Source organism: Paenibacillus sp. FSL L8-0644 (genome assembly GCF_038008165.1).
GTDB classification, from domain to species: domain Bacteria; phylum Bacillota; class Bacilli; order Paenibacillales; family Paenibacillaceae; genus Paenibacillus; species Paenibacillus polymyxa_D.
The window spans coordinates 5,407,800-5,429,641 of the sequence record NZ_JBBOYN010000001.1 but is presented as its reverse complement, the minus strand read 5'-3'; the positions used below and the strand labels follow the sequence as shown (position 1 = coordinate 5,429,641).

General features: G+C 46.0%; 22 protein-coding genes. 10 read left to right on the top strand and 12 right to left on the bottom strand.

The annotated features are described in order from the left end of the window. Positions 1 to 5 precede the first annotated feature (5 nt). Positions 6 to 560: a GNAT family N-acetyltransferase gene (locus NSS94_RS24620; protein ID WP_341040435.1), complete on the top strand. Its 555-nt coding sequence runs from the start codon at positions 6 to 8 to the stop codon at positions 558 to 560. A 103-nt stretch (positions 561 to 663) separates the two neighbouring features. On the opposite strand, the gene NSS94_RS24615 is transcribed toward NSS94_RS24620, so the two are convergent. Next, entirely contained in the window at positions 664 to 1,134 is a 471-nt protein-coding gene (locus tag NSS94_RS24615) for a MerR family transcriptional regulator (protein WP_341040346.1), read from the bottom strand. Continuing rightward, positions 1,128 to 1,856 carry an SDR family oxidoreductase gene (locus tag NSS94_RS24610; protein WP_341040344.1) on the bottom strand — a complete coding sequence of 243 codons (729 nt, stop codon included), beginning with the start codon at positions 1,854 to 1,856 and terminating at the stop codon, positions 1,128 to 1,130. Before NSS94_RS24610 ends, NSS94_RS24615 begins: the two co-directional genes overlap by 7 nt. 150 nt (positions 1,857 to 2,006) lie before the next feature. On the opposite strand from NSS94_RS24610, the gene NSS94_RS24605 reads away from it, so the two are divergent. Then, entirely contained in the window at positions 2,007 to 3,959 is a 1,953-nt protein-coding gene (locus NSS94_RS24605) for a BglG family transcription antiterminator (protein ID WP_341040343.1), read from the top strand. 170 nt (positions 3,960 to 4,129) lie between these two features. Further along, positions 4,130 to 6,139, top strand: coding sequence for a PTS fructose transporter subunit IIABC (locus NSS94_RS24600; RefSeq protein WP_341040341.1), 2,010 nt, complete (start codon positions 4,130 to 4,132; stop codon positions 6,137 to 6,139). A gap of 87 nt (positions 6,140 to 6,226) precedes the next feature. Here the strand turns inward: NSS94_RS24600 and NSS94_RS24595 are convergent, their stop codons facing one another. Continuing rightward, positions 6,227 to 7,126, bottom strand: coding sequence for a DMT family transporter (locus NSS94_RS24595; protein ID WP_341040340.1), 900 nt, complete (start codon positions 7,124 to 7,126; stop codon positions 6,227 to 6,229). Between the two features lie 107 nt (positions 7,127 to 7,233). Between NSS94_RS24595 and pdxR the strand changes: the two genes are divergently transcribed. Next, positions 7,234 to 8,607, top strand: coding sequence for a MocR-like pyridoxine biosynthesis transcription factor PdxR (gene pdxR, locus NSS94_RS24590; protein ID WP_069012305.1), 1,374 nt, complete (start codon positions 7,234 to 7,236; stop codon positions 8,605 to 8,607). A gap of 75 nt (positions 8,608 to 8,682) precedes the next feature. On the opposite strand, the gene NSS94_RS24585 is transcribed toward pdxR, so the two are convergent. Further along, the gene (locus NSS94_RS24585) at positions 8,683 to 9,030 is read right to left on the bottom strand and encodes a DUF3243 domain-containing protein (protein ID WP_250241021.1); all 348 of its coding nucleotides are present in this window, start codon (positions 9,028 to 9,030) and stop codon (positions 8,683 to 8,685) included. A gap of 116 nt (positions 9,031 to 9,146) precedes the next feature. After that, the gene (locus tag NSS94_RS24580; RefSeq protein ID WP_165145549.1) at positions 9,147 to 10,061 is read right to left on the bottom strand and encodes a phosphatidate cytidylyltransferase; all 915 of its coding nucleotides are present in this window, start codon (positions 10,059 to 10,061) and stop codon (positions 9,147 to 9,149) included. A gap of 95 nt (positions 10,062 to 10,156) precedes the next feature. Here NSS94_RS24580 and NSS94_RS24575 point away from each other — a divergent pair, with 95 nt between their 5' ends. Further along, the gene (locus NSS94_RS24575; protein WP_039271982.1) at positions 10,157 to 10,699 is read left to right on the top strand and encodes a hypothetical protein; all 543 of its coding nucleotides are present in this window, start codon (positions 10,157 to 10,159) and stop codon (positions 10,697 to 10,699) included. 18 nt (positions 10,700 to 10,717) lie between these two features. On the opposite strand, the gene NSS94_RS24570 is transcribed toward NSS94_RS24575, so the two are convergent. Then, entirely contained in the window at positions 10,718 to 11,608 is an 891-nt protein-coding gene (locus NSS94_RS24570) for a diacylglycerol/lipid kinase family protein (RefSeq protein ID WP_209950084.1), read from the bottom strand. A 139-nt stretch (positions 11,609 to 11,747) separates the two neighbouring features. On the opposite strand from NSS94_RS24570, the gene NSS94_RS24565 reads away from it, so the two are divergent. Beyond that, entirely contained in the window at positions 11,748 to 12,614 is an 867-nt protein-coding gene (locus NSS94_RS24565; RefSeq protein WP_340957452.1) for an SDR family oxidoreductase, read from the top strand. 262 nt (positions 12,615 to 12,876) lie between these two features. Then, a complete protein-coding gene (locus NSS94_RS24560; RefSeq protein ID WP_029518861.1) occupies positions 12,877 to 13,218 on the top strand; it encodes a zinc ribbon domain-containing protein YjdM in 342 nt (113 codons plus the stop codon). Positions 13,219 to 13,259: 41 nt separating this feature from the next. Here NSS94_RS24560 and NSS94_RS24555 read toward each other — a convergent pair whose 3' ends face one another. After that, positions 13,260 to 14,015, bottom strand: coding sequence for an AIM24 family protein (locus tag NSS94_RS24555; protein ID WP_029518860.1), 756 nt, complete (start codon positions 14,013 to 14,015; stop codon positions 13,260 to 13,262). Between the two features lie 251 nt (positions 14,016 to 14,266). Between NSS94_RS24555 and NSS94_RS24550 the strand changes: the two genes are divergently transcribed. Further along, positions 14,267 to 15,319 (top strand): LLM class flavin-dependent oxidoreductase, encoded by a 1,053-nt coding sequence (locus tag NSS94_RS24550; protein ID WP_069012299.1) that lies wholly within the window; start codon positions 14,267 to 14,269, stop codon positions 15,317 to 15,319. 107 nt (positions 15,320 to 15,426) lie between these two features. Here the strand turns inward: NSS94_RS24550 and NSS94_RS24545 are convergent, their stop codons facing one another. The 4 genes from NSS94_RS24545 to NSS94_RS24530 all read right to left on the bottom strand — a co-directional run bounded on the left by NSS94_RS24545 (position 15,427) and on the right by NSS94_RS24530 (position 18,873). Further along, on the bottom strand, positions 15,427 to 15,936 hold the full coding sequence (locus NSS94_RS24545) for a DUF1036 domain-containing protein (RefSeq protein WP_029518858.1): 510 nt from the start codon (positions 15,934 to 15,936) through the stop codon (positions 15,427 to 15,429). 82 nt (positions 15,937 to 16,018) lie between these two features. Beyond that, positions 16,019 to 17,527: an aminotransferase class V-fold PLP-dependent enzyme gene (locus NSS94_RS24540; RefSeq protein WP_341040338.1), complete on the bottom strand. Its 1,509-nt coding sequence runs from the start codon at positions 17,525 to 17,527 to the stop codon at positions 16,019 to 16,021. Positions 17,528 to 17,661: 134 nt separating this feature from the next. Beyond that, complete coding sequence (locus NSS94_RS24535; protein ID WP_029518856.1) at positions 17,662 to 18,138, bottom strand: DsrE/DsrF/DrsH-like family protein; 477 nt, start codon at positions 18,136 to 18,138, stop codon at positions 17,662 to 17,664. Between the two features lie 96 nt (positions 18,139 to 18,234). Further along, positions 18,235 to 18,873: a histidine phosphatase family protein gene (locus tag NSS94_RS24530; RefSeq protein ID WP_341040337.1), complete on the bottom strand. Its 639-nt coding sequence runs from the start codon at positions 18,871 to 18,873 to the stop codon at positions 18,235 to 18,237. Positions 18,874 to 19,188: 315 nt separating this feature from the next. Between NSS94_RS24530 and NSS94_RS24525 the strand changes: the two genes are divergently transcribed. Together NSS94_RS24525 and NSS94_RS24520 are read left to right on the top strand one after the other, a co-directional pair. Beyond that, the gene (locus NSS94_RS24525; protein ID WP_340957450.1) at positions 19,189 to 20,151 is read left to right on the top strand and encodes a radical SAM protein; all 963 of its coding nucleotides are present in this window, start codon (positions 19,189 to 19,191) and stop codon (positions 20,149 to 20,151) included. A gap of 161 nt (positions 20,152 to 20,312) precedes the next feature. After that, positions 20,313 to 21,287 (top strand): aldo/keto reductase family protein, encoded by a 975-nt coding sequence (locus NSS94_RS24520; protein ID WP_029518853.1) that lies wholly within the window; start codon positions 20,313 to 20,315, stop codon positions 21,285 to 21,287. A 32-nt stretch (positions 21,288 to 21,319) separates the two neighbouring features. Here NSS94_RS24520 and NSS94_RS24515 read toward each other — a convergent pair whose 3' ends face one another. Beyond that, the gene (locus tag NSS94_RS24515; protein WP_340886881.1) at positions 21,320 to 21,748 is read right to left on the bottom strand and encodes a hypothetical protein; all 429 of its coding nucleotides are present in this window, start codon (positions 21,746 to 21,748) and stop codon (positions 21,320 to 21,322) included. Positions 21,749 to 21,842 lie beyond the last annotated feature (94 nt).

Here is a 21,842-nt window from a genome sequence, read left to right as displayed (position 1 = left end):
AGAATGTGAAAGGTGAGTTTCCGGTTATAACGACCGAACGTCTCGTATTACGAAAAATGGTAGCGACGGACAGCAAGGACATGTTGGAATACTTTTCAGATGAGCAGGTTATGAAGTTTTATGGACTGAGCCCGTTTGAGTCTGAACAGGATGTACTGGATGAGATCAGTTGGTATGATCGGATTTTTGAGACAGATCAGGGAATACGCTGGGCTCTTCAAACGAATGAAGGTAAAATCGTCGGTTCTTGCGGGTTTCATAACTGGGACCAACGTCATCACCGGGCAGAAATGGGCTATGAATTGTCCAGAGACTATTGGGGCCAAGGGTTAATGTTGGAGGTACTTGCAGCTGTAATCGACTATGGGTTTAATACCCTCTCATTGAACCGCATTCAGGCGCTAGTAGAGCCAGAGAATGCACAATCCTTGCGTTTGCTCGAAAAAGCAGGCTTTCGGCAGGAAGGGCTCCTCTCCCAATATGAATTTACGTCCGGGAAATATGATGATCTTTACATGTGCGCGTTGGTCAAATCAGAGTATATCAATCGTTCTCAGTAATGATAGATGTAGGTAAATCAAGCAGGGGAGCATGGATAGGAAGAAGGTTGATCATTGTACAACATGATCGACCTTCTTTTTGGATAAAGCAATAAAAAACCCCTTAAAGAAGGGGATTGGTGCTGGGTGTTGTAGGGTTACAATTCGTGTCGCTAAGATCAGGATTGGTAGAGAGGTCGCGATAATGGCTGAGCTTATATTTAATAATTTTTTGGGTCTCCATCAGTCTGGAGATTTCTTGTTGAATCTTCTGATTATGTTTTTCAAGTAAGGAGTGTCTAATCGGAATGGTGCTGTTGCCTTGCATCGAAAGTTCTCGATAATGCTTCATTTCCTCTATGGTCATTCCAGTGGCTTTTAATCGGGTTAAAAAGATAATCCCCAGAATCTGATCTCTACTGTAGAACCTGTGTCCGTTAGCCTTTCGTTCTGCATAAGGCAGCAAGCCAATTCGCTCATAATAGCGTATGGTATCCTCTGTTAAACCTGTTAGTTCTGCCGCTTGACGAATAGAGGTTATGGTCTCCGGAATTTCCTGCAAAGTATCCCACTCCTTAATTGTAACGATTACCAAGGCACTTCTCCATTCGCGTCGAAAAACCCTCCTGACGGCCCGTCATTATTTAAAGTTGCTAAACGAACAACGACAGCAGCAGCTTGTTGTACCGAACCCGGTCCTGTAAAGCCATTTAAGTCAGTGGCGGTAAAGCCAGGATCAGCCGAATTAACTTTGAGAGGTGAGTCTTTGAGTTCCTTGGCAAGGGTGACGGTGAACATATTAACCGCTGCTTTGCTGCTATTGTAGGCAAGCAAATTAAATTGGGCATGCTCATGTTCAGGATCGCTATTATAGGTTAATGAACCAAGGCCACTCGACAAGTTAACGATTCTACCGCATGGAGATTCTTGCAATAAAGGCAGCATGGCTTGCGTCACGGCGACCAAACCGAAAAAGTTTGTTTCATACGTTTCTCTTAAATCGTCCAAAGAAAACTGACTTGGAGGAGTGGCTCCTCCCAAAGATATGCCGGCATTGTTGATGAGTACATCAAGGGAACCGGATTCTTGTTTGATCTGATGGGCTGCGGAATCAATCGTACTGTGATTCGTCACGTCTAACAAAATCAATCGGGCTTTTACTCCCTCATTAGCCAACTTAGCCACCGCTTCCCGGCCGCTCTGCTCATTCCGTGAGCCAACCAGGATTGTAAAACCCATACCGCCCAATTGTCTGGCTGTTTCATACCCGATGCCTTTGTTGGCCCCAGTAATAAGAACTGTTTTTCCAATGGTCATGAGTGATTCCTCTTTTCATTATTCTTGAATTTGGCGGCCACCATGCTTTAAATGTACTACTTGGAGTATACTTAAAGTCAACACAAAACCAGCAAAAATATAGCTCGAAATGCCCTGGACATTCTTTAACTTGGAAGATGGGAGAATGGAATGAATAAAAGGCAAATGGAAATTTTACGCATGTTGTTAACTGAACCGGACCGGTTGTGGTTAGCGCAGGATCTGGCGGATCTGACCGACTGCTCTGAAAAGACGATCCGCAACGATCTGAAAGTAATTGAAGATTATATCGTCAAGCATTCTGATGCCAATCTGGTGAGAAGGCCGGGACGCGGCATTTATCTGGAGATGGGTGAAGCGGATCAGAATGAATTATTCCATCGACTGTATGCGGACGAGAGTACGGCCCAACATGAGTCAGATGAGGAAAGGGTACTGCATCTCGCCTATCGGCTCTTGATGAATGCCAAGCCTGTGACCATCCAGGATCTAGCTTCACAGTATTATGTGAACAAGACGGTAATTCGTAGAGATATGGAGAAGATTGATGGCTGGCTACACAGCTTTGATCTGGCCTTAATTACCAAGCAGCGCGTAGGCTTGACCATCCTAGGCTCTGAGAAAAATAAGCGCATCGCTTTGGCGCGGATGAACCAGCTGATTGACAGTCCTGAGTTAACAGGACAGTTGATGCGCAAACAGTTTGAATCGCACGAGATTACAACCATAAATCATGAATTAAAAGCATTGCAAAAACGCAATGAGCTCAGCTTTACTGACGAAGCTTTCGAAGCTCTAATGCTGCATATCCTCTTAATGGTCAAACGAACCAAGATGGGACAACCCATTTCCCTCTCCAAGCAGGACATTGCCTTTTTGCAGGAGAGACGCGAATTTACATGGGCTATGTCTTTTTTGCAGCAGTTGCAAAAGTTGTTTGCCGTGCCTTTTTCCAAGGAAGAGACAGCGTATTTAACTCTGCACCTGCTTAGCGGGAAGTTCCGTTACCAGCAGGAGGAAAGAACAGGAAAACAAGGTGAGCTGGCAGATAGCCACCCGCTTTTGCCTGAGTTGATTGAGCAGTTAGTCCGGCGGATGTCCGAGCTGAATATGATTGCCTTTTCCAAGGACAAGATGTTGCTGAAAGGGTTGAATGTCCATTTATATACGACCCTGAACCGTCTTCAATATGGGTTGACCGTGTCCAATCCTATGCTGGCCGAGATCAAGAAGATGTACCCCTACATGTTCGACCGAGTTATTATTACGCTGGAAGAGGTGGGGAGATGGGTCCGGCTATCATTCCCCGAGGAGGAAGCGGCGTATTTAACGCTGCATTTTCAGGCTTCTGTGGAGCGATTGCACCGGAAAGAGAGTCATCCCCAGAGAGCCATTATCGTGTGTCACATGGGCATCGGTATGTCCCAACTGCTGCGCACCAAGGTGGAACGTAAATTTCCGGCTGTACATGTGGAGACCACCCTTTCCAAAGCAGAAGTCCAGGACTATCTGGCAGCCCAGGAGGTGGATCTCGTCATTACCACTGTAGATCTCCCAGAGATGAACATTCCGCACATTCTCGTCTCTCCCTTGCTGGATGCCAAGGACGAACGTCGACTGGAGCAAGTGATCCGACGACTGGATGAGCCGGAACATAGGGCAGCAGAAGAATCGGTATTTTTTAAATATACAACACCTTTTTTGGTCTTTCCCCAGCAGGAAGTGCAGCATCCGGAACAATTGATCTCCAAGCTGGCGCAAATACTGGAGGACAAAGGATATGTGGAGCCCGGTTATGTGGACAGCGTACTGGCGCGTGAGAAAATGTCGGCTACGACGATTGGAGGAGGCATAGCTATCCCGCATGGCAGTTCTGAATGGATAAGGCAGTCCTCTATTGTAATCGCTACCTTGAAGCAGCCGCTTACCTGGGGGACCGAGAAAGTAGAGCTTGTGTTCTTGCTTGCGGTTAAACAAGATGGGCGGGAAGAGATGCGCCAGTTATTCAAGGAATTGTCCCTGATCAGTGAGCAACCTGCTTTAGTTCATGCCTTATCTAAGGAGACCGATGCGATGAGATTATTAGGGAGAATGAAGGGATAAACTAAAATCAAAAAGCTGTGCTCTGGAGCAGGACTTATAGTTAAGTCCTGTTTTTTGTCGGTATAATTCCGTTTTTCCGAAAGTTCCGGTAAAAAGTTCGTCCGATAACAGCAAGATAGGCGTTTATACTATCAATGTAAGCGGAAACACCAGAGAGAAGGGGAATGAACATGAAGATATTGGCGATTACCTCATGTCCTAACGGAATTGCACATACGTATATGGCAGCTGAGAATCTGCAAAAGGCAGCAGCAAAGCTGGGCATTGAGATGAAAGTTGAGACACAAGGTTCCATTGGAGTCGAAAATCAACTGACCGAGCAGGAGATCCGTGAGGCAGATGGCATTATTATTGCAGCGGATAAAACGGTGGTTAAAGACCGTTTCGTCGGTAAGAAACTGCTGGTCGTAGGCGTACAGGATGGCATTCGCCGTCCGGAAGAATTGATCCAGCGGGTGATGAAGGGGAATGTACCTGTGTACCAAGCAGAGTCACGTTCTGCCGAGGGTAGCTCACAGGAGAACAAACCGAAACAAAATCCCATCTACCGACACTTGATGAACGGTGTATCCTATATGGTACCCTTTATCGTCATTGGAGGATTGCTCATTGCTATTGCGTTGACGATTGGCGGTGAGAAGACACCAGGCGGTCTGGTTATACCGGACGGCTCATTCTGGAAGACGGTTCAGAATATCGGCTCGGCTTCGTTTACTTTTATGATACCGATCCTCGCCGGATTTATCGCGATGAGTATTGCGGATAGACCGGGGCTTGCACCGGGTATGGTTGGCGGATTCATTGCTGCGAACGGCAGCTTTTATGGAAGTGAGGCGGGGGCTGGATTTATCGGCGGCATTATCGCCGGTTTCCTGGCGGGTTATGTTGCACTTGGGATTCGGAAAATTAAAGTTGGCCGAGCGTTACAGCCGATCATGCCTATTATTATTATCCCTGTATTGGCATCTTTAATTGTTGGACTAATCTTTGTCTTTGTGATCGGTGCTCCAGTCGCACAATTGTTTGAAGCTTTAACGGGTTGGCTTGCAGGCATGCAAGGTACAAGTTCAATTCTACTGGCATTGATTCTAGGTGCGATGATCTCCTTTGATATGGGCGGTCCTGTGAACAAAGTCGCATTCTTATTCGGTTCGGCCATGATCGGCGAAGGGAATTATGAAATTATGGGGCCAATCGCCGTTGCGATTTGTATTCCGCCGATTGGGATGGGACTTGCAGCGATGATCAACAAACGTAAATTTGCACCTGCGGAACGCGAGGCCGGGAAGGCAACATTCACGATGGGGTTGTTCGGGATTACCGAAGGTGCGATTCCATTCGCGGCGCAAGATCCACTGCGTGTTATTCCCAGTATTATGGTAGGGTCCATGGTCGGTTCTGTCATCGCCATGTTGGGAAATGTAGGTGATAAGGTAGCTCACGGTGGACCGATTGTAGCTGTACTTGGTGCAGTGGACCATGTGCTTATGTTCTTCATTGCCGTTATTGTCGGCGTAGCCGTATCGGTTGTCCTGGTGAGCTTGCTGAAAAAAGATATTGCAGCAACTGTAACTCCGGATGCTGCTGGGGAAGCGATGCCTGGACATTCTACCGCAGGAGCTGGGCAATCTGCGATTACTACAACGACTGCTGCGGCGGAGTCATCTGCATCAACAACTGTCACAAATAACGGGCCAGCAGTGTCTTCGCAAGCCATGCACATTGAGAAACTGACGGATATTGTAACGATGGATCTGATTAATTTGGATCTGGAAGGAACGACACGAGATGCTGTGGTTGATGAAATGATCGGAGCACTTGAGAGAACTGGAGCCGTAAGCTCTGCCAGTGATTTCAAACAGGCGATATTAGCCAGAGAGGAAGAAGGCTCCACAGGCATTGGAATGAATATTGCCATTCCTCATGGCAAATCGGAAGCTGTCCTGAAGCCAAGCGTGGTCTTTGGCATCAAGCAAGGCGGTGTTGACTGGAATAGTGCAGACGGAAGTGAAGCAAAACTGATCTTTATGATTGCCGTACCGCGCAACAGCAAGGAAAATACACATCTAAAAGTGCTGCAAATGTTATCGCGTAAGCTGATGGACGATCACTTCCGAGAGGCGCTCCTGGCGGTTAAAACGAAGGAAGAAGCATATCAATTGCTGGATCAGGTGCATTAATTCAATGCGATAAGAACCTAAATTAAAGAAAAGAGGCTCCCGAAGTTTCAGTCGGGAGCCTCTTTTTTGAGAAGGTCTTTGCATGAGTCAGCGGCGTTCACCGCGTGATATAAGTATGATGCCGAGAAATACAAAGCCTGCACCAGCCAGATGAGCAAATGAGAAGGATTCACGGAGGATGATATAGGACAGCAGCAGTGTGCTGACGGGAATACAACCCGTGTATACAGCTGCTGTACTAGCCGGTACTCTTGATACACCCCTAAACCATAATACGTAGCCTAATGCGGTGACAAAGATACCATAATATAAGACTAGCCCAATCTCCCCTACACCAACGTGGTTAAAGTTGAACTGTTGGGCCTCCACAAAGGAACAAGCCAGGAACATGAGGAATGAAAAGAGTGTTATATACATGGTTCCAAGCAGGGAAGAGACATGGCTGGATAGCATCTTGCGTAACACTGTCAGTGCCGCTTCTCCGAACACAGCAGACAGAACAAGCAGCGGGCCAATGAACGAGGTTGCGTTAGGAGCATTGAACCAGAGCGCCGATATGTGAGGTACTTGTAGTGCCAAAACACCGAGCAGTGAACAGGCAATCCCTAGTCCGGGGCGGAGCGTAATCTTTTCTCTCAGCAGCACATACGAAAGAAGTGCAACAATAGCTGGGGTTAAGCTAGTTAAAATTCCGCTTTCAGAAGCAGAGGCGTAGGCCAGCCCGTACAGCATTAGGACACGGAAGAGAAACATGCCGACCAGTGCTTGAATGAACAGGATTAAGGCATCCCGTTTGCTGATCCTTAATGAATACTTCTTGATGAATACAATGGGTACCAAGAACAGAAGGGCAACAGCCAGACTGGCAGATTGCGATAAAAAAACAGGCAGCTGCATCACGACCAGTTTGCCGACTACCACAGAACTGCCGACAATGGAAGTGGCGATCACTAATTCCATGTAAGTCGAAAAGGTTGGTTTGTTCATTTTATCTCACCTCTTGTACAGATATTGATATATACTGTAGCAATAGAAACTGGGCACTTGTAGATCCAGTTGAAGAGGTTTTCGACAGTACCGCTTGGGGGGTAGCTATGTGGTTATCTATCGATAAGAATGTGACAGTTCCGATGCTGCGTCAGGTATATCAAGCAATACGGGACCGTATTTTAGCTGGAGAACTGAATGCAGGGTATAAACTTCCTTCGACCCGGGTGCTGGCCTTACAGTTGAACGTTTCCCGGAATGTTATCCTCGAAGCTTATGAAATGCTGCTAGCCGAAGGCTTAGCCATTGCGCGCTCAGGTTCAGGAACCTATGTAGCCGAAGGGGCCGTCCTTCCAGGTTATGTATCCGCACCGCCTATCGAGGCGTCTGCGTCTGCAGTGGAATCTGCATATTCAAATGAGATGTCGGTAATTTCCTTCCGGACAGGCCTTCCTGCATTGGAATTATTTCCGCGCAAATCATGGGCTGACTTGCTTCAGAGCGTATGCAAAGAGGCTCCTGATCTGGCACTAGGTTATGGCGATCCTGCTGGAGAGCCTGAGTTACGCAGGGAGCTAGCCGACTATTTGAGTCACACCAGAGGAGTGAAAGTCAGCCCGGAACATATTGTAATCACTAGCGGAGCAGTACAAGCGATTCAGCTTGTCACCCGTCTGTTACTGTCAGCTGGAGATGAAGCCCTGGTAGAGGAACCGACAAATGAAGATTTAAAAAGCATTCTGGCGGCCACAGGAGCCACACTTCGGAGTATGACTGTTGATGATTCGGGAGTTATAACAGCCGATCTGCCGCAAAAGAAACACCCCAAACTGGCATATCTGACACCCTCGCACCAGTTCCCGCTGGGGGGTATCTTGCCGATCCAAAGGCGGATCGAGCTAATTCAGTATGCAGCCCGGACAGGATGTCTTCTGCTCGAAGATGATTATGACAGTGAGTTCCGGTATGACGGGGCGCCCGTCCACTCCTTGCAGAGTCTGGACCCAGAACGGGTGCTATATGTCGGGACGTTTAGCAAAATATTATTCCCCGCGCTGCGGATCGGCTATATCGTTCTTCCCTCGTCACGAGTCGCTGATTTTATCCGTTTAAAGCAACTGGCGGATTACCAGACGGCGAGCCTGGAGCAAATTGTGTTGAGTAGGTATATCAGGAAGCGACTCCTTCATAAACATGTACATAAGATGAAGAAAGTGTATGCCAAGCGTCGTCAAGTCCTGCTTGATAGCCTTGAGCAGCATTTTACAGGGCAATATCGGGTGTGTGGCCGATCGGCGGGTTTACATTTGGTAGCAGAGTTTCAGTTCCCGTTCCGAGAGGATTTGCCGAAATGTCTCCATAGTCAAAATGTATTTGCGGCACAGCTTGAAGGGAACCGGCTGCTCATGGGCTATGGGCATCTAAAGGAAAATGAAATTCGTGAAGGGGTTCGCAGAATCAGGAACGCACTGCAACGGTAGTAAACGCGAAAGCAGCCTATCCTTAGGTGAGGATAGGCTGCCCTTTTCATAGCAAGATATTGTGTTCCATGATCACTATTCATACGAGGTTTGAGCCACGCGTACTAGCATATGGGCAAGCGCATGCTGCTGCTCCTTGTCCCCCGCTTTCCACAGCTCCTGGAGGAGCTTCTCCTCGCGATTTCGCGGTTCTTCTTTGGCTGCCAGATATCCAGCTATCTTCTCAGCTGCTTTTGCGATCAATTCTTCATTCAAACCGATTTTTTGAGCCATTTCAATCTTGTCGCTCAAATAACTTTTGAATGAATCAAAGCTGCCCAGAATGTCATCCTTTTTGCTGTCGTCTATCCGATTTAATACGTCATCTACCTTGTTCAAGGCCACTTCGCCTTCCTTATTCACAACATGATTGTGTTCTGCCATTTCTAATGCCTCCTCAAGATCGTTTTCTAGGATAAGGACTGCTTACGGTACGGTAGTACTTACCCCGGCTAACCAAAATGAAACCGATGAGAAGCGGAGTATTGCGGAGGTAATCGCTACATAAAGTCAAAAAAATAACGAATTACGTGGAAAAAGACGGGTGAGGTGTAGGTCAAACTATCCACCCGGCTTAAATAGCTTTTTTTCAAAGCATCGAACTTATCATCATCGCCGATTAATAAATCCCGCTTCAGCACGGAAACCGTTAAGCTGCCGAAGAAACCGCTCAAGCTGATCAGCATGCCGAAAATAATCCCAAATTTCAGGTCAAACGGCGTCAGATAGGGATAGATGAAATAGGAAGCTGCTATAGTTACGGGAAAAGCGAATGCAAAGCCTTCCCAAGTTATATTGGGATTGGATGTCGGGACGATTTTCCGTTTTCCGAAATAGAGTGATGCTAGATAGTGTACGACATCATTGAGCTGCGTCAGTACCACTAGAAAAAGTACAAGTTTCGCTCCGTATTGTGGCGTAGCAAACTGAAAATAGGCCAGATGACTCAACCCGAAAACCATCAGCATGAGTCCCCACTGGGTCGAGCTGACACTGCGCAGAAAACCAACCGTTCCTTTGTTGATCAATCGTGGGAGCGGTAGCAGTAAGAATACATAGATAGGAATAAAAACAATAAACATTCCGTACCACCCGATATAAATCCAATAAAATTGTACGGGAATCGCCAAGTACGCCCATAGAAACAATCTGCGATCAGCTTTTCTGGATCTAATCATGGAAAAGTATTCTTTTAGCGCAAAAAAGGTGAGTGCCATCAGGGAAAGCAGTGAAACAATCGGATTGAAAAGAGTTGCCAAGCAAAAGATAAAGAACATACCCCACCATGTCTTGATGCGAAGCCCAATCCCTGCATAGTCTTTGTCTGGCTGTGTTTTGACTACTACTATGTAAATCAGATGGATGACCAATAAGGCTGTAAAAATAAGGATTAACGTTAATATCGAACTGTCCATTACCACTCACCAACTTATCGCGAAATAGGGTTCCATTAGGATTCCTATGTTATTATGAAGGAATAATTCCAACTTGATAAGGGGAAATTTCGTAAATGGTAGCAGATCAATCCGTCTTTATCTTGCTTACGAATACGGGAACGTTTCTTACGAGAGTCATTAAAAGCTATACGAGAGCGCCATACAATCACGCCTCCATTTCCTTCAACCGGGAACTTTCGGAGTTATACAGCTTCGGCAGAAAGACCCCTAATAACCCTCTGGATGGTGGTTTCGTGAAAGAGGATATTAAGACAGGTACATACAGCAGATTTCCGAATACAACATGTGTTATCTACCAGCTTCAAGTAACCGACCGTGAAGTTGAAAAAATGAAGCGAGTTTTACATGTATTTATCCGAAGTCGTCAAAAATATATGTATAACTTACTGGGTTTGATTGGTATTGCACTCAAAGAACCAGTCGAGTTCAGCAATTCTTATTTTTGTTCGCAATTCGTCGCGGAAATTTTACAGCGATCCGGCATAAAAATATGGAACAAACTGCCCGCTCTTGTTACGCCAGACGATTTTCGGCAAAGTGATCGATTCCATTTGATCTACGAGGGGAAATTGAGCGAGTATGATCCTCAAGCTTGAGGACCAGCACCGCATGACCTAGACCCCTTCCGGCACAATTACCTCGATATGACGCGGTAAAATACCAAGCTCGATAGGCAAAGACGGCCCTTCCTCACCATCTACATTCGTACTGACCGGTTCTGCGGAGCTGACACTTACATGCTTTGCAGTAAAGTAAACGATATCACTATGATCCTTCAGGTTGCCTAAAAATAAGGATATGCTGGCCGTCACGGTGTTCAATATATTGAGGTTTTTAAAAATAAAGCAGTGAAGCAGACCATCGTCAACAGTCGCATCGGGTGCCAGTTTCTCGAATCCGCCAACTGAATTGGTTAACGTGGCCAAAAAGAGTGGGGACTTTCCTTCCCAGGTCTTGTCATCATAGCGGACGATAAGTGAGTGGGCTGGATGGCTGATAAGCTCTTTCATGCCTTCTTTGAAGTAGGCAAATGTGCCAAACATGGATTTATCGTCTGACGATACAGCTGATAGCGATTCAGCAAGCGAACCTGTAGCAACAACATTGGCAAACATTCGGCCGTTTAAGAGGCCCATATCTACGTTTTTCACGCGGGCAGAAGTCAGTGTACGGATCGCCAGCTCGGGACTTAGCGGAATTTGCAAGGCACGGGCAAAATCATTGACTGTCCCAAGGGGGATAATCCCCAGTCTTGGACGGTGGTCTTGATCCATGAAACCGTTGATGGTTTCGTGAAGTGTGCCATCTCCACCGATGGAAACGACTAGGTCACAAGCTTCCTCACACGCATTAACGCAAAAACGGGTGGCGTCCAGTTCCTTCTCTGTCTCTTTAACCGTAACAACGTATCCTTGATCACGTAGAGTTTCTTCTACGTTTCTGACATGTTGGAGGGATTCCTCTTTGCCGGAAGAGGGATTTACAATGATCATAGCTTTCTTCATATACATGTTCCTTTCTCTAGGGGAAAGTTTGGGTTACCCACTCTTACCCGCAAAGCAGACCTTTAGACTCTAGATTAGACATGTGTTATATTTTTAGTTACTATATAAAAGTAAATAAAATCTGAATGGAGGATTTCATATGAAAATCGCATTAACAGGAGCAACAGGGCAACTGGGTTCCATCGTGGTAGATACGTTGCTTACATCTGTCTCCGCAAACGATCTTATTGTTAGCGTAAGAAATCCAGAAAAAGCAGAGAACTTACGGTCTCGTGGCGTTGACGTTCGTCACGGTGATTTTGATAAACCGGAGACGCTGGATCAAGCGTTTGCTGGAGTAGATCGACTGCTGATTATATCCGCAGACGGGGATAATGATACTAGAATTCGTCAGCATAAAGCGGCTGTTGATGCTGCTGTGCGTGCTGGAGTAGGCTTCATCGCTTATACTAGCGCTGCCAATGCCGCTGACAGCACTCTATTTCTTGCGCCCGTACATCGCATTACGGAGGAGTTCATTCGCGAGTCAGGTATTCCTTATTCCTTCTTGCGTAATAATTGGTATCTGGAGAATGAGACAGGCACGATCCGATCCGTACTCGCGGGTGCTCCTTGGCTAACCTCGGCAGGGTCCGGTAAAGTAGGTTGGGCTACCCGCGCAGATTATGCGCAAGCAGCTGCAAATGTTTTGTCTGGTGAAGGACATGAGAATACAATATACGAGCTCTCCGGTAAGCCGATTACCCAAGAAGAGTTTGCAGCGGTACTTGCTGAGGTTCTGGGCAAAAACGTTCCTGTCCAGCAGGTGGATGATGCTACGTATGCCGAGGTTATGCTCGGTGCGGGAGTCCCAGAAGGAGCAATCCCTATTGTGGTTGGTATTCAACAAGCGATTCGTGAAGGAGCCTTGGATGTCGTAAGCAGCGATTTTGAGAAGCTGTTGAAACGCCCCCTTACACCGCTTAGCCAAGGAATTAGTGAACTAATCAAGCAAATCCAAGCATAATAAACGTGCCGTAAAACGGATGCTGCCTACCTAGGCAACATCCGTTTTTAGTTATATGTTCACCTATGGACATTTTCAGCAGACAGAACGCTTACATATGAGGTGCAACAATACTCAGATTAGTTTCATCCATGAGTGGAATCGTGACGGATTATCCAATATACTTGTAGGGAACTCCAAGGAAGACTTGGAGCAAGCTTGGTCTATCCAGGGAAGCTTAGCACAGCAGTAGAATTTGAAAATGAATGGAGTACATAATACCATGTCTAATTTACCAAATTGTCCTGAATGTAATTCAGAGTACACTTATGAGGATCGCAGTCTTTTCATTTGTCCGGAATGCGCTCATGAGTGGTCTACCGAGTCAGAAGCGGTAAGCAGTGAAGACATTAAGATCGTCAAAGATGCGAATGGTAACATTCTGCAGGATGGTGACTCTGTAACTGTCATTAAAGACCTTAAAGTGAAGGGAAGCTCATCCGTCTTAAAAATCGGCACCAAAGTAAAAAACATCCGTCTGGTGGATGGCGATCACGATATTGACTGCAAAATTGATGGTTTTGGAGCAATGAAGCTAAAATCGGAGTTTGTAAAAAAGAATTAAAATGTAAGAAAGGAGAAGCCGAGGGCTTCTCCTTTTTTTGTTTATAAGGGCGCTAACCATACGGTTCCTGTTCCCCTGTACACATTTACCAGCCCTTCGCCGGAAGCAGCCGAGCCCATTTTGGTTTTTCCAGATTTTTCGACGGTGAACTGTAAGGTATTGGACCACATGAGGGCAAAGTTACCATCCACCTTCAGCACATCATTTTGCAATTCTATAACGACCGCTTCCTCGGAAGGGATTGGCGCTTGAAGTGCCAGAACTCCTTTTCCGCGGGCGCTTAAATTAAATAACCCTTCTCCACCCAGTGCGGCAGAGGAAAGATTACTACGTGCAACGACGGATATGTCCAGCGTCGTGTCACAAGCCAAAAACAAGCCGTCTTCGATGGCAATATCATCATTGTCGACATCAATAAGCCAAATATATTGGTAGGTAGGCTCCAGCATAATGGTACCCGTGCCTTTATAGTGCGGTTTAATGGCACCTGTCCCTGTTACAGCGCCGGACACCAAGTTTCGCATTAAGCCTCCCACGCCTTTTACACCGGTAGTCATTTCCATGCTACCCACAGTATATTGCATGGCTCCCGCCTTCATCATAATCTCACTATTGTTGATTTCGATCATGAGTTGCTTGCGGCGCATGTTACTTTTGCTCATATAGTAATTGTCTTGCGCAGCCGCAACCGAGGTGCAGCTCAAATCTGTTATGTATTCCAGTACCGTAAATCCGCCTAATTGGTCAGTGATAGCAACATTGCTGTTATCCTTTAAATTATTAATAACAAAAGCCATAAATGTAAGTGCCTCCTTGTTGTATTCATGGTGTGGGGATGGGAAACTTCTTTGTTCCATACAATATTCGACAAAGAGACTTCTTTTCCTGCGGCGAATCTTGACACTTCCCTTGGCTGATTTTCAGACTCCAAAAAGGAGAGCTTGAAAAAGATGCGAAAAAGGTTCAATATAAAGATATCGGTTTTTAAAATGATTGGCTTCGAAAGCAGCCGAATGAGAATGAAACATGAAAATAGGGGGTAGAGCAAGTGGAGATAGGGATAAGCACGTTTGTAGAAACAACGCCGGATCCCCAAACGGGGGAGGTTATCAGTCACGCACAACGAATACGTGAAGTGGTCGAGGAGATTGTGCTTGCAGATCAGGTAGGGCTGGATGTGTACGGCGTCGGGGAGCATCATCGTAAAGATTATGCAGCATCTGCACCTGCTGTTATCCTCGCTGCTGCTGCTGCACAGACCCAACGGATTCGGTTAACCAGTGCAGTTACGGTACTTTCATCGGATGATCCCGTACGTGTGTTTCAGGATTTTGCTACACTGGACGGCATTTCGAATGGACGAGCTGAGATTATGGCAGGCCGGGGCTCTTTTATCGAATCGTTCCCGTTATTTGGGTATGATTTGGATAACTACGATGAGTTATTTGATGAAAAACTGGAGCTGTTATTGAAAATCCGAGAATCCGAGAAAGTCACCTGGAAGGGCGGACATCGGCCTGCAATTCACAATTTGGGCGTGTATCCGCGTCCAGTTCAAAATCCGTTGCCCGTATGGATTGGGAGTGGGGGGAATCAGGAATCTGTGGTTCGTGCAGGATTGCTCGGTTTGCCATTGGTTCTGGCGATTATCGGGGGTAGCCCTGTACAGTTTGCCCCGTTGGTGGAACTATATAAAAAAGCCGCGAGGCATGCCGGTCATGATGCATCGCTGCTTCCGGTTGCATCACACTCACATGGTTTTATCGCAGAGACTACTGAGCTGGCAGCGGATAAGTTCTTCCCTTCCACTCAGCAGAGCATGAATGTGCTTGGGCGTGAACGCGGTTGGGGCCCTTACACTCGCTCCAGCTTCGATGCCGCACGCAGCTTTGAAGGAGCGTTATATGTAGGTGATTCAGACACGGTTGCCAAGAAAATCATTCATCTCCGTAAACAGGTAGGCATTACACGTTTTCTGTTGCACGTGCCCGTCGGTACGATGCCGCATGACGATGTCATGAGAGCTATTGAGCTATTGGGAACAGAGGTAGCACCACGGGTTCGTGAAGAGATATCCAAGTGGGAATCCGAGAGTAAATAGGTGGATTGATCTCAGTAGACAAAGGAGAAAGGGGCAGACCATGAGCGATATGGCCGCTCCTTTCTTAACTCTAAAATAATCTATATATGAGCTGATCAGATCATTTTTTATTTTGTCCGTTTTTTATGCGTGATGCGCTTTTGCAACAGGGTTTTACCTTGTTTTAGTCTCTTAGGTTTAGCAGGGACTCTGCGCAGGATAGGTTTCTCTTGGATTGCCTTGGAAGGCAATGTCATGCGGAGTGTGGATGATGCAGGTTTTCTTTGACTGCTGCTTGTTACAAAGTTGATGGTGTAGTCCAAGACGAATGGACTAACTGCGATTCTCCGCAGTCCCACGCTTCTACAAGTGGTACAACCTGTATCCCAGCACCAATTGAAGGCATTCTCAGGAACTTGAGTGAAATATGAACCCCGCCATTCGCGTCCAAAATCATCTTCAGCGTAATAAAAGAACGTATTCCCTCCTGCGAAGCCGCTCCAAACCTGAATAGTCTGTCCAGGGTTAACACGGTACCAGCCTGCTTTAGAATAGTTAACAGGAGTACAGCTGAAGTCCGGATAGGCAAAGACCACAAAGATAGCCGCATTGGTACTGTTGCGAAAATTGAGACCCATTTGTCGTCACTTCTTTCCTCATATAGTAATCCTACAGAGTATTCTATGAGAGTTTTGAAAGAAGGGAACGGACACGAGTCTCTTAATCGCTAAAATTGAACCATTTGCTGATGTCTATTTTGTTATGTTCATTTATAGATCTCCATTCGTTTGATTCTGGTTGATAGGTATAATCTTTTTGCCAGGTCACGATGTTTTCCACGATTGCCCGTATGGAAGAGGCGATATAGGAGACTTCCTGATTCGTCATCATGGGATGGAGCGACAGACGCACCCAGCCCGGTTTTCGAGATAAGTCTCCCGCATGGATCAGGTCTGTCATTTGTTTGGATGTTTGTGGGTCAATGCCCAGCAAATAATGTCCGTAGGGGCCTGCACAAGAGCAGCCGCCCCGGACCTGAATGCCAAACCGATCATTCAATAGTTTTACGATCAGGTTATAGTGAATAGGACCGACAACAAAAGAAACGATTCCCATTCGTTCTTGGCTGCTTCCTCCTAAAATGTGTAGTCCTGGTATGGTACTCAAGCTTTTTAGTAATAATGATGTCAGTTCCTTTTTTCGCTCCAACATGCGGTTGTATCCCATTTGTTCTTTCAGCCGAATGCAGAGCGCCGTTCGAACGGCCTGTAGAAAGGCAGGGGTTCCTCCATCCTCACGGGCTTCAGTATTATCTTTATACTCGTATCCACCCCAAGGATTGGTCCAGCTAACTGTACCCCCTCCGGGCTGATCCGGAGCACAACTAAGGCATAGTCTCGAATCCATAATTAAAACGCCGCTTGTACCGGGACCCCCAAGAAATTTGTGGGGTGAAAATACAATCCCGTCCAGTTTCTCGAGAGGATCTGTGGGGTGCATGTTAATCTCGGCATAAGGTGCGCTTGCTGAAAAATCAATGAAACAAACGCCGCCATGTTCGTGCATTTTGCGAGATAGCTGGTAAATCGGTACTTCGAACCCTGTAACATTAGAGCAGGCGGTAAAGGCGCCGATTTTGACAGGGCGATGCCGGAATTGAAGCAGCAGTCGTTCGAGATGAGTTGGATCGACAATCCCGCCGGGACCCGGAGGAAGACATACAACGTCTCCAACGGTTTCTGCCCAGGAAATATGATTGGAATGATGCTCCATATGTGTAACGAAAATAACGGGGCGCTCTTTTTTGGCGATGGGGTAGAGGGGCTTTAATTTTTCATGTATTTTCAATCCTAATAGCCGCTGAAGCTTATTCACTGCACCTGTCATACCTGACCCGGCGAACAGGATGATATCATGTTCATTGGCATGAACGTGGCCCTTAATGATTTGTTTCGCTTCTTCATAGGCTTGGGTCATCAGAGTTCCTGTCAAATTAGACTCCGTATGCGTATTCGCCACAAAAGGGCCTAATTCATGAGCTATTTTCGACTCGATGGGTCCATACAGACGGCCACTGGCTGCCCAATCCGCATAAATCAGCTTTTTTTGTCCATATGGAGATTCAAAGGTCTGGTGATATCCGATTGTACTTTCACGATACCTTTGGAAATAAGCCTCGTTAGAAGGCTGATACCTACAATTACTGCTTCCAATTCGAGCCATGAGCATACGGCGCCTCCCAAGTCGTTCTGTCTTCTTAGGGTACGTAAGTAGGTCCGAATGGGTTAAAAAAAATAGGCGAGTGTCATCATTTAGTCACAATAAAAGCCTCATCCAACAGCCGGATAAGGCGCAAGTCTATGCTATATAAACAACTGCATATCGGATTCGAGCGCATCTTTTAGATACGTTTTGGCCTCGATAATTTCCAGTTCAGGTATAAATTCTTCCGGTTTAAAACCCATAATATCCACCGATAGCTTACAGGCATAAAATTTGACGTTTTTCTTCCGGGCACCTTTTAGGAAGTGGATCAGCTTTGGGGCTTCATTGTCTTCCAACATTTCCGTTAGCATCAGTTTGCCCAGACCACTAAAATTCATATGGGACAGCGGTAAGGATTCAGGCCCTTTGGGCGTCATCAAGTCCATGAGTTTCTCGTAAATCGTCTTATCCTCAAGCGTCATCTTCTCGGGATCACGAACCAGTGATAATCCCCAGAACGCAAAAAACATCGTCACATCCACATCCAATTCCCGCGCTGTATTTGCCAGAATCAGTCCAGCCATTGCCTTATCATAATCGCCGCTGAACATAAGCAGATTCATTCTTTTATCCACAATTCCCGCCTCCATTACCAACAGATATATTCAGTATGGATTTGGGAATGAAAACTATGCATGGTTCACTGTGTTGTCTGAAGCCGCAAATTTTTCTCACGGCACACTCGACAACTCAGCAAAAGATATCCTGTCTACAATATCAAAACCGTTTCCCTGTCCTTTTGGCTTCACAACTACAGTACCCAAGTTCGGAATCTCGCCCAAACCAATGCCTTGAGGGAAACTGTGAGCAATGATAACTTTGTTGGTCCCAGAAGGTGGAACTTTCTCTATCACAGAAGTCAGTTCGGCTAATGTACTTTCCTTCTCTGCTGCGGTTACATCACCACTTAGATTGTAAATTCTAACCCAGAAGGGATCTACATGAACATTTTCTGCTCCAAAAGCTAATTCTGCCGTTTCCCTTGTTCGACAAAAGGGACTTGCTATAACTGGGGTTTGAATGGGGATTTGTAAGCTCTTTATCCTTTCCCCAAAAAGTAAGGCTTGTCTTTTACCTTCCTCGGAAAGATTCCTTTGGAGTGAGCAATCGCCGAAGACGAGATTAGGTTGATCTTCTCCTAGCGTTGCTTCACCGTGCCTAACGAACAGAATGTATCCACCCTGACGAAGAGAACTTAGTAACTCTGGTTTAACTGGTCTAGCTTCCGCTGTATTTATAGCTGCTCCCACGATTTGTATCGGAGTCATAAGAAGTAAAGAAAGCATGCATGCATAAACTAACCTTTTCATCTTCGCATCTCTCCCCCTAAGAATACAATTTTGAGATATAGTATATGTATTGAGGGAAGAAAAAAAACGGGGAATAGTATAAGTTACTGTTTCCATAGGCTAGGCGGTTGTAACCCTCTAACATTGAGTTTTTTACTATTTAACAATATGCTGCCAATCCTTTTCTGCGCTTTTTCTGCAGTTCCCTACCCAAAACATGACGCTACTTATGCAACGGTTCGCCGTTACCAATGTCATATCTACAAACCGTCCCATTCTGTATAATCTCAAGGGGAATTCAAGACACAAGCCTGAGATCGGGAGGATCATGAGAAAGTGAGTATAGAGAACAAATATAAAGCACTTGAACTGGAAAAGCCGGGCATCTACGAGCTGGAGGGACTGGAAGTCGGGGTCACCTCTAATTGCAACTTCAAGTGTGATTACTGCTGCGCATATCAGCGGAACGATGGGCAATGCATTAGCAGCAAAGAGGTCATTGATATTATTGATGACATTCCAACGTTAAAACGTGTGCGACTGTCCGGGGGAGAAGTGACCCTGAAGTATGAGGATTGTCTGGACATTGTGGCTCACTGTTCGAGCAAAGGAATCGCTACCCAGCTCAACACCAATGCCAGCTTGCTCAGCCCTGAACGAATTGAGAAACTGCGTGATGCAGGTCTTTCCAACATTCATATCTCCTTCAACTTCACGGATGCTGATAAATATGCAGCATATTATCATGTTCATCCTCGCATGTATGAGAAAATTGTTCAAAATATCCGGTTATGTACCGAGGCCAAGCTGGAAACGGTGTTGGAGACGTTGCTGTTTGCGGAGACACAAAACAACATGCCAGCTATTAGCGAAATGGTATATGATCTCGGTGTGCGCATCCATGAAATCCAAAACAGCATTGTGATGGATCATACCAACTGGAACGCTATTTCCACCAAGGAAGCGCTCGTCCGTTCCGTTCATGACCTGATTGCACATAAAAAAGATGATACTGTATTGTATTTCACCTGTATGGACCGTTTCGCAGAAGCACTGGGTTTCAAGGAACAGCCGGGTGTGTATTTTTCCAATTGTGTTGATGGTAAAAAACAGCTCCATCTGCACGGGAACGGGGACATTCTGATCTGTGAGCTATGCCATCCTGTGGTCATCGGCAATATTTATGATGGAACATCCTTAAAGGATATTTACAAAAATAAACCGAAGCAGCTTCAGGAGTTTCTCGACAAACTGCCTTGTCCTGCATATGATGCGCTTTTTCCTGTAGGAAGCAAGTAGACATGATTTGAAATTGTGAAACTAAAGCATCTACCACCCTAACAGTCAGGGTGGTAGATATCCTTCATGTAACTCCATGAATCCTTTATCAATGATTTTAATGAAAGGGTTTACATGTTAAAATATAAAAATATAATTCTCTTATGAAAGAAGGAGTAGATATGAAATATAGAAATGTAGGCAACAGTGGTCTTAAAATTAGTGAAATCGGCTTGGGGAGCTGGTTGACGTACGGTACAGCCGCCGAGCAGGAAGCAGCTCATACCTGTATTGCCAAAGCCTTTGAACTCGGGATTAATTTCTTTGATACCGCGAACGCGTATAACCGGGGAGAAGGCGAAAAGGCTATGGGAGCTGCCTTGAAGTCTTATCGAAGAGATAGCTATGTATTATCTACTAAGGTGTACTTCCCTATGGATTCCGGTCCCAATGACAGGGGACTGTCACGCAAGCACATTATGGAGCAATGTGAAGCGAGTCTGAAGCGTCTGGGTACGGATTATATCGACATGTACTTTTGTCATCGTTATGATCCGGACACTCCTTTGGAAGAGACGCTGCGAGCGCTCGATGACCTTCAGGCTCAGGGTAAGATTCTGTACGCTGCTGTCAGCGAATGGAGTGCTGCCCAGCTCATGGATGCTTATGGGATTGGAAAAAGGCTGAATCTGCGCCCGCTGATTGCCAATCAGCCGATCTATAATATGTTCGAACGTTACATCGAGCATGAGGTACTTCCGGTATCCGGGCAGGTAGGCATCGGCCAAATTGTATTTTCGCCTCTGGCCCAAGGGGTCCTCACGGGGAAATACAAGCCTGGACAACCTTTACCGACGGGTAGCCGCGGGGCTGATGCCTCTGTCAATAATGTCATCAGCAGTTACATGAACGATACCGTTCTGAACTGTGTCCAGGAGCTGGATAAGCTGGCGAAGAATTTGGGTGTTACCCTGTCACAGCTCGCGCTTGCTTGGATTCTGAGAGAACCGGGTATCAGCGCTGCACTTATTGGGGCTACTAAACCGGCACAAATTGAGGAAAATGTAAAAGCAGTCGAAGTGACGCTGCAACCGGAGACATGCGCGGAAATTGAGCGGATTCTTAAGCAAGCAGAGGGTTTTGAACCTTTGCGTTAAGCATTCACACGAGCCTCTGTAGAGGCGAACCATTAACTAGCTCCAAGTATGGCATAAATTCCTGAACCCACACTAAATACAATCCCGCTCACTAGAACGAGGATTTGCTTCTTACTGAGATCCAGCGGATCAAAAAAGATGGGTAATAGCCATTTTAGGGTGATGACAGACCATAAGCCCTCCAGTAACCCTAGCATCAACACCTTTTGTCCCCAGTGAAACTTCATTTGCGGTGTTAGCGGACCTGCTAGCATCAAATCACCTGAGGCACGGATATTCCAGAAAACGATAACCATGAATACAACAAGGGTTAACAATGTGGACATAATATAGGCGATATCTTTTTTAGCCTTTTTCGTAAGTTTCGGCGATTTTTTAAACTCAGGCAAGCCAATCAGGAAAAAAACGATTCCCATAAAAATAGCTGCGCCTATAAAGGAACCGAGTATGATATTGGCCACGATGCCGATGCCATTGATGATTAATAATAAAATAAGCTCTCCCCCTTTGGGGTTACGATGATAGTTATTTTATTGTACATGTAGGAACGAAAAT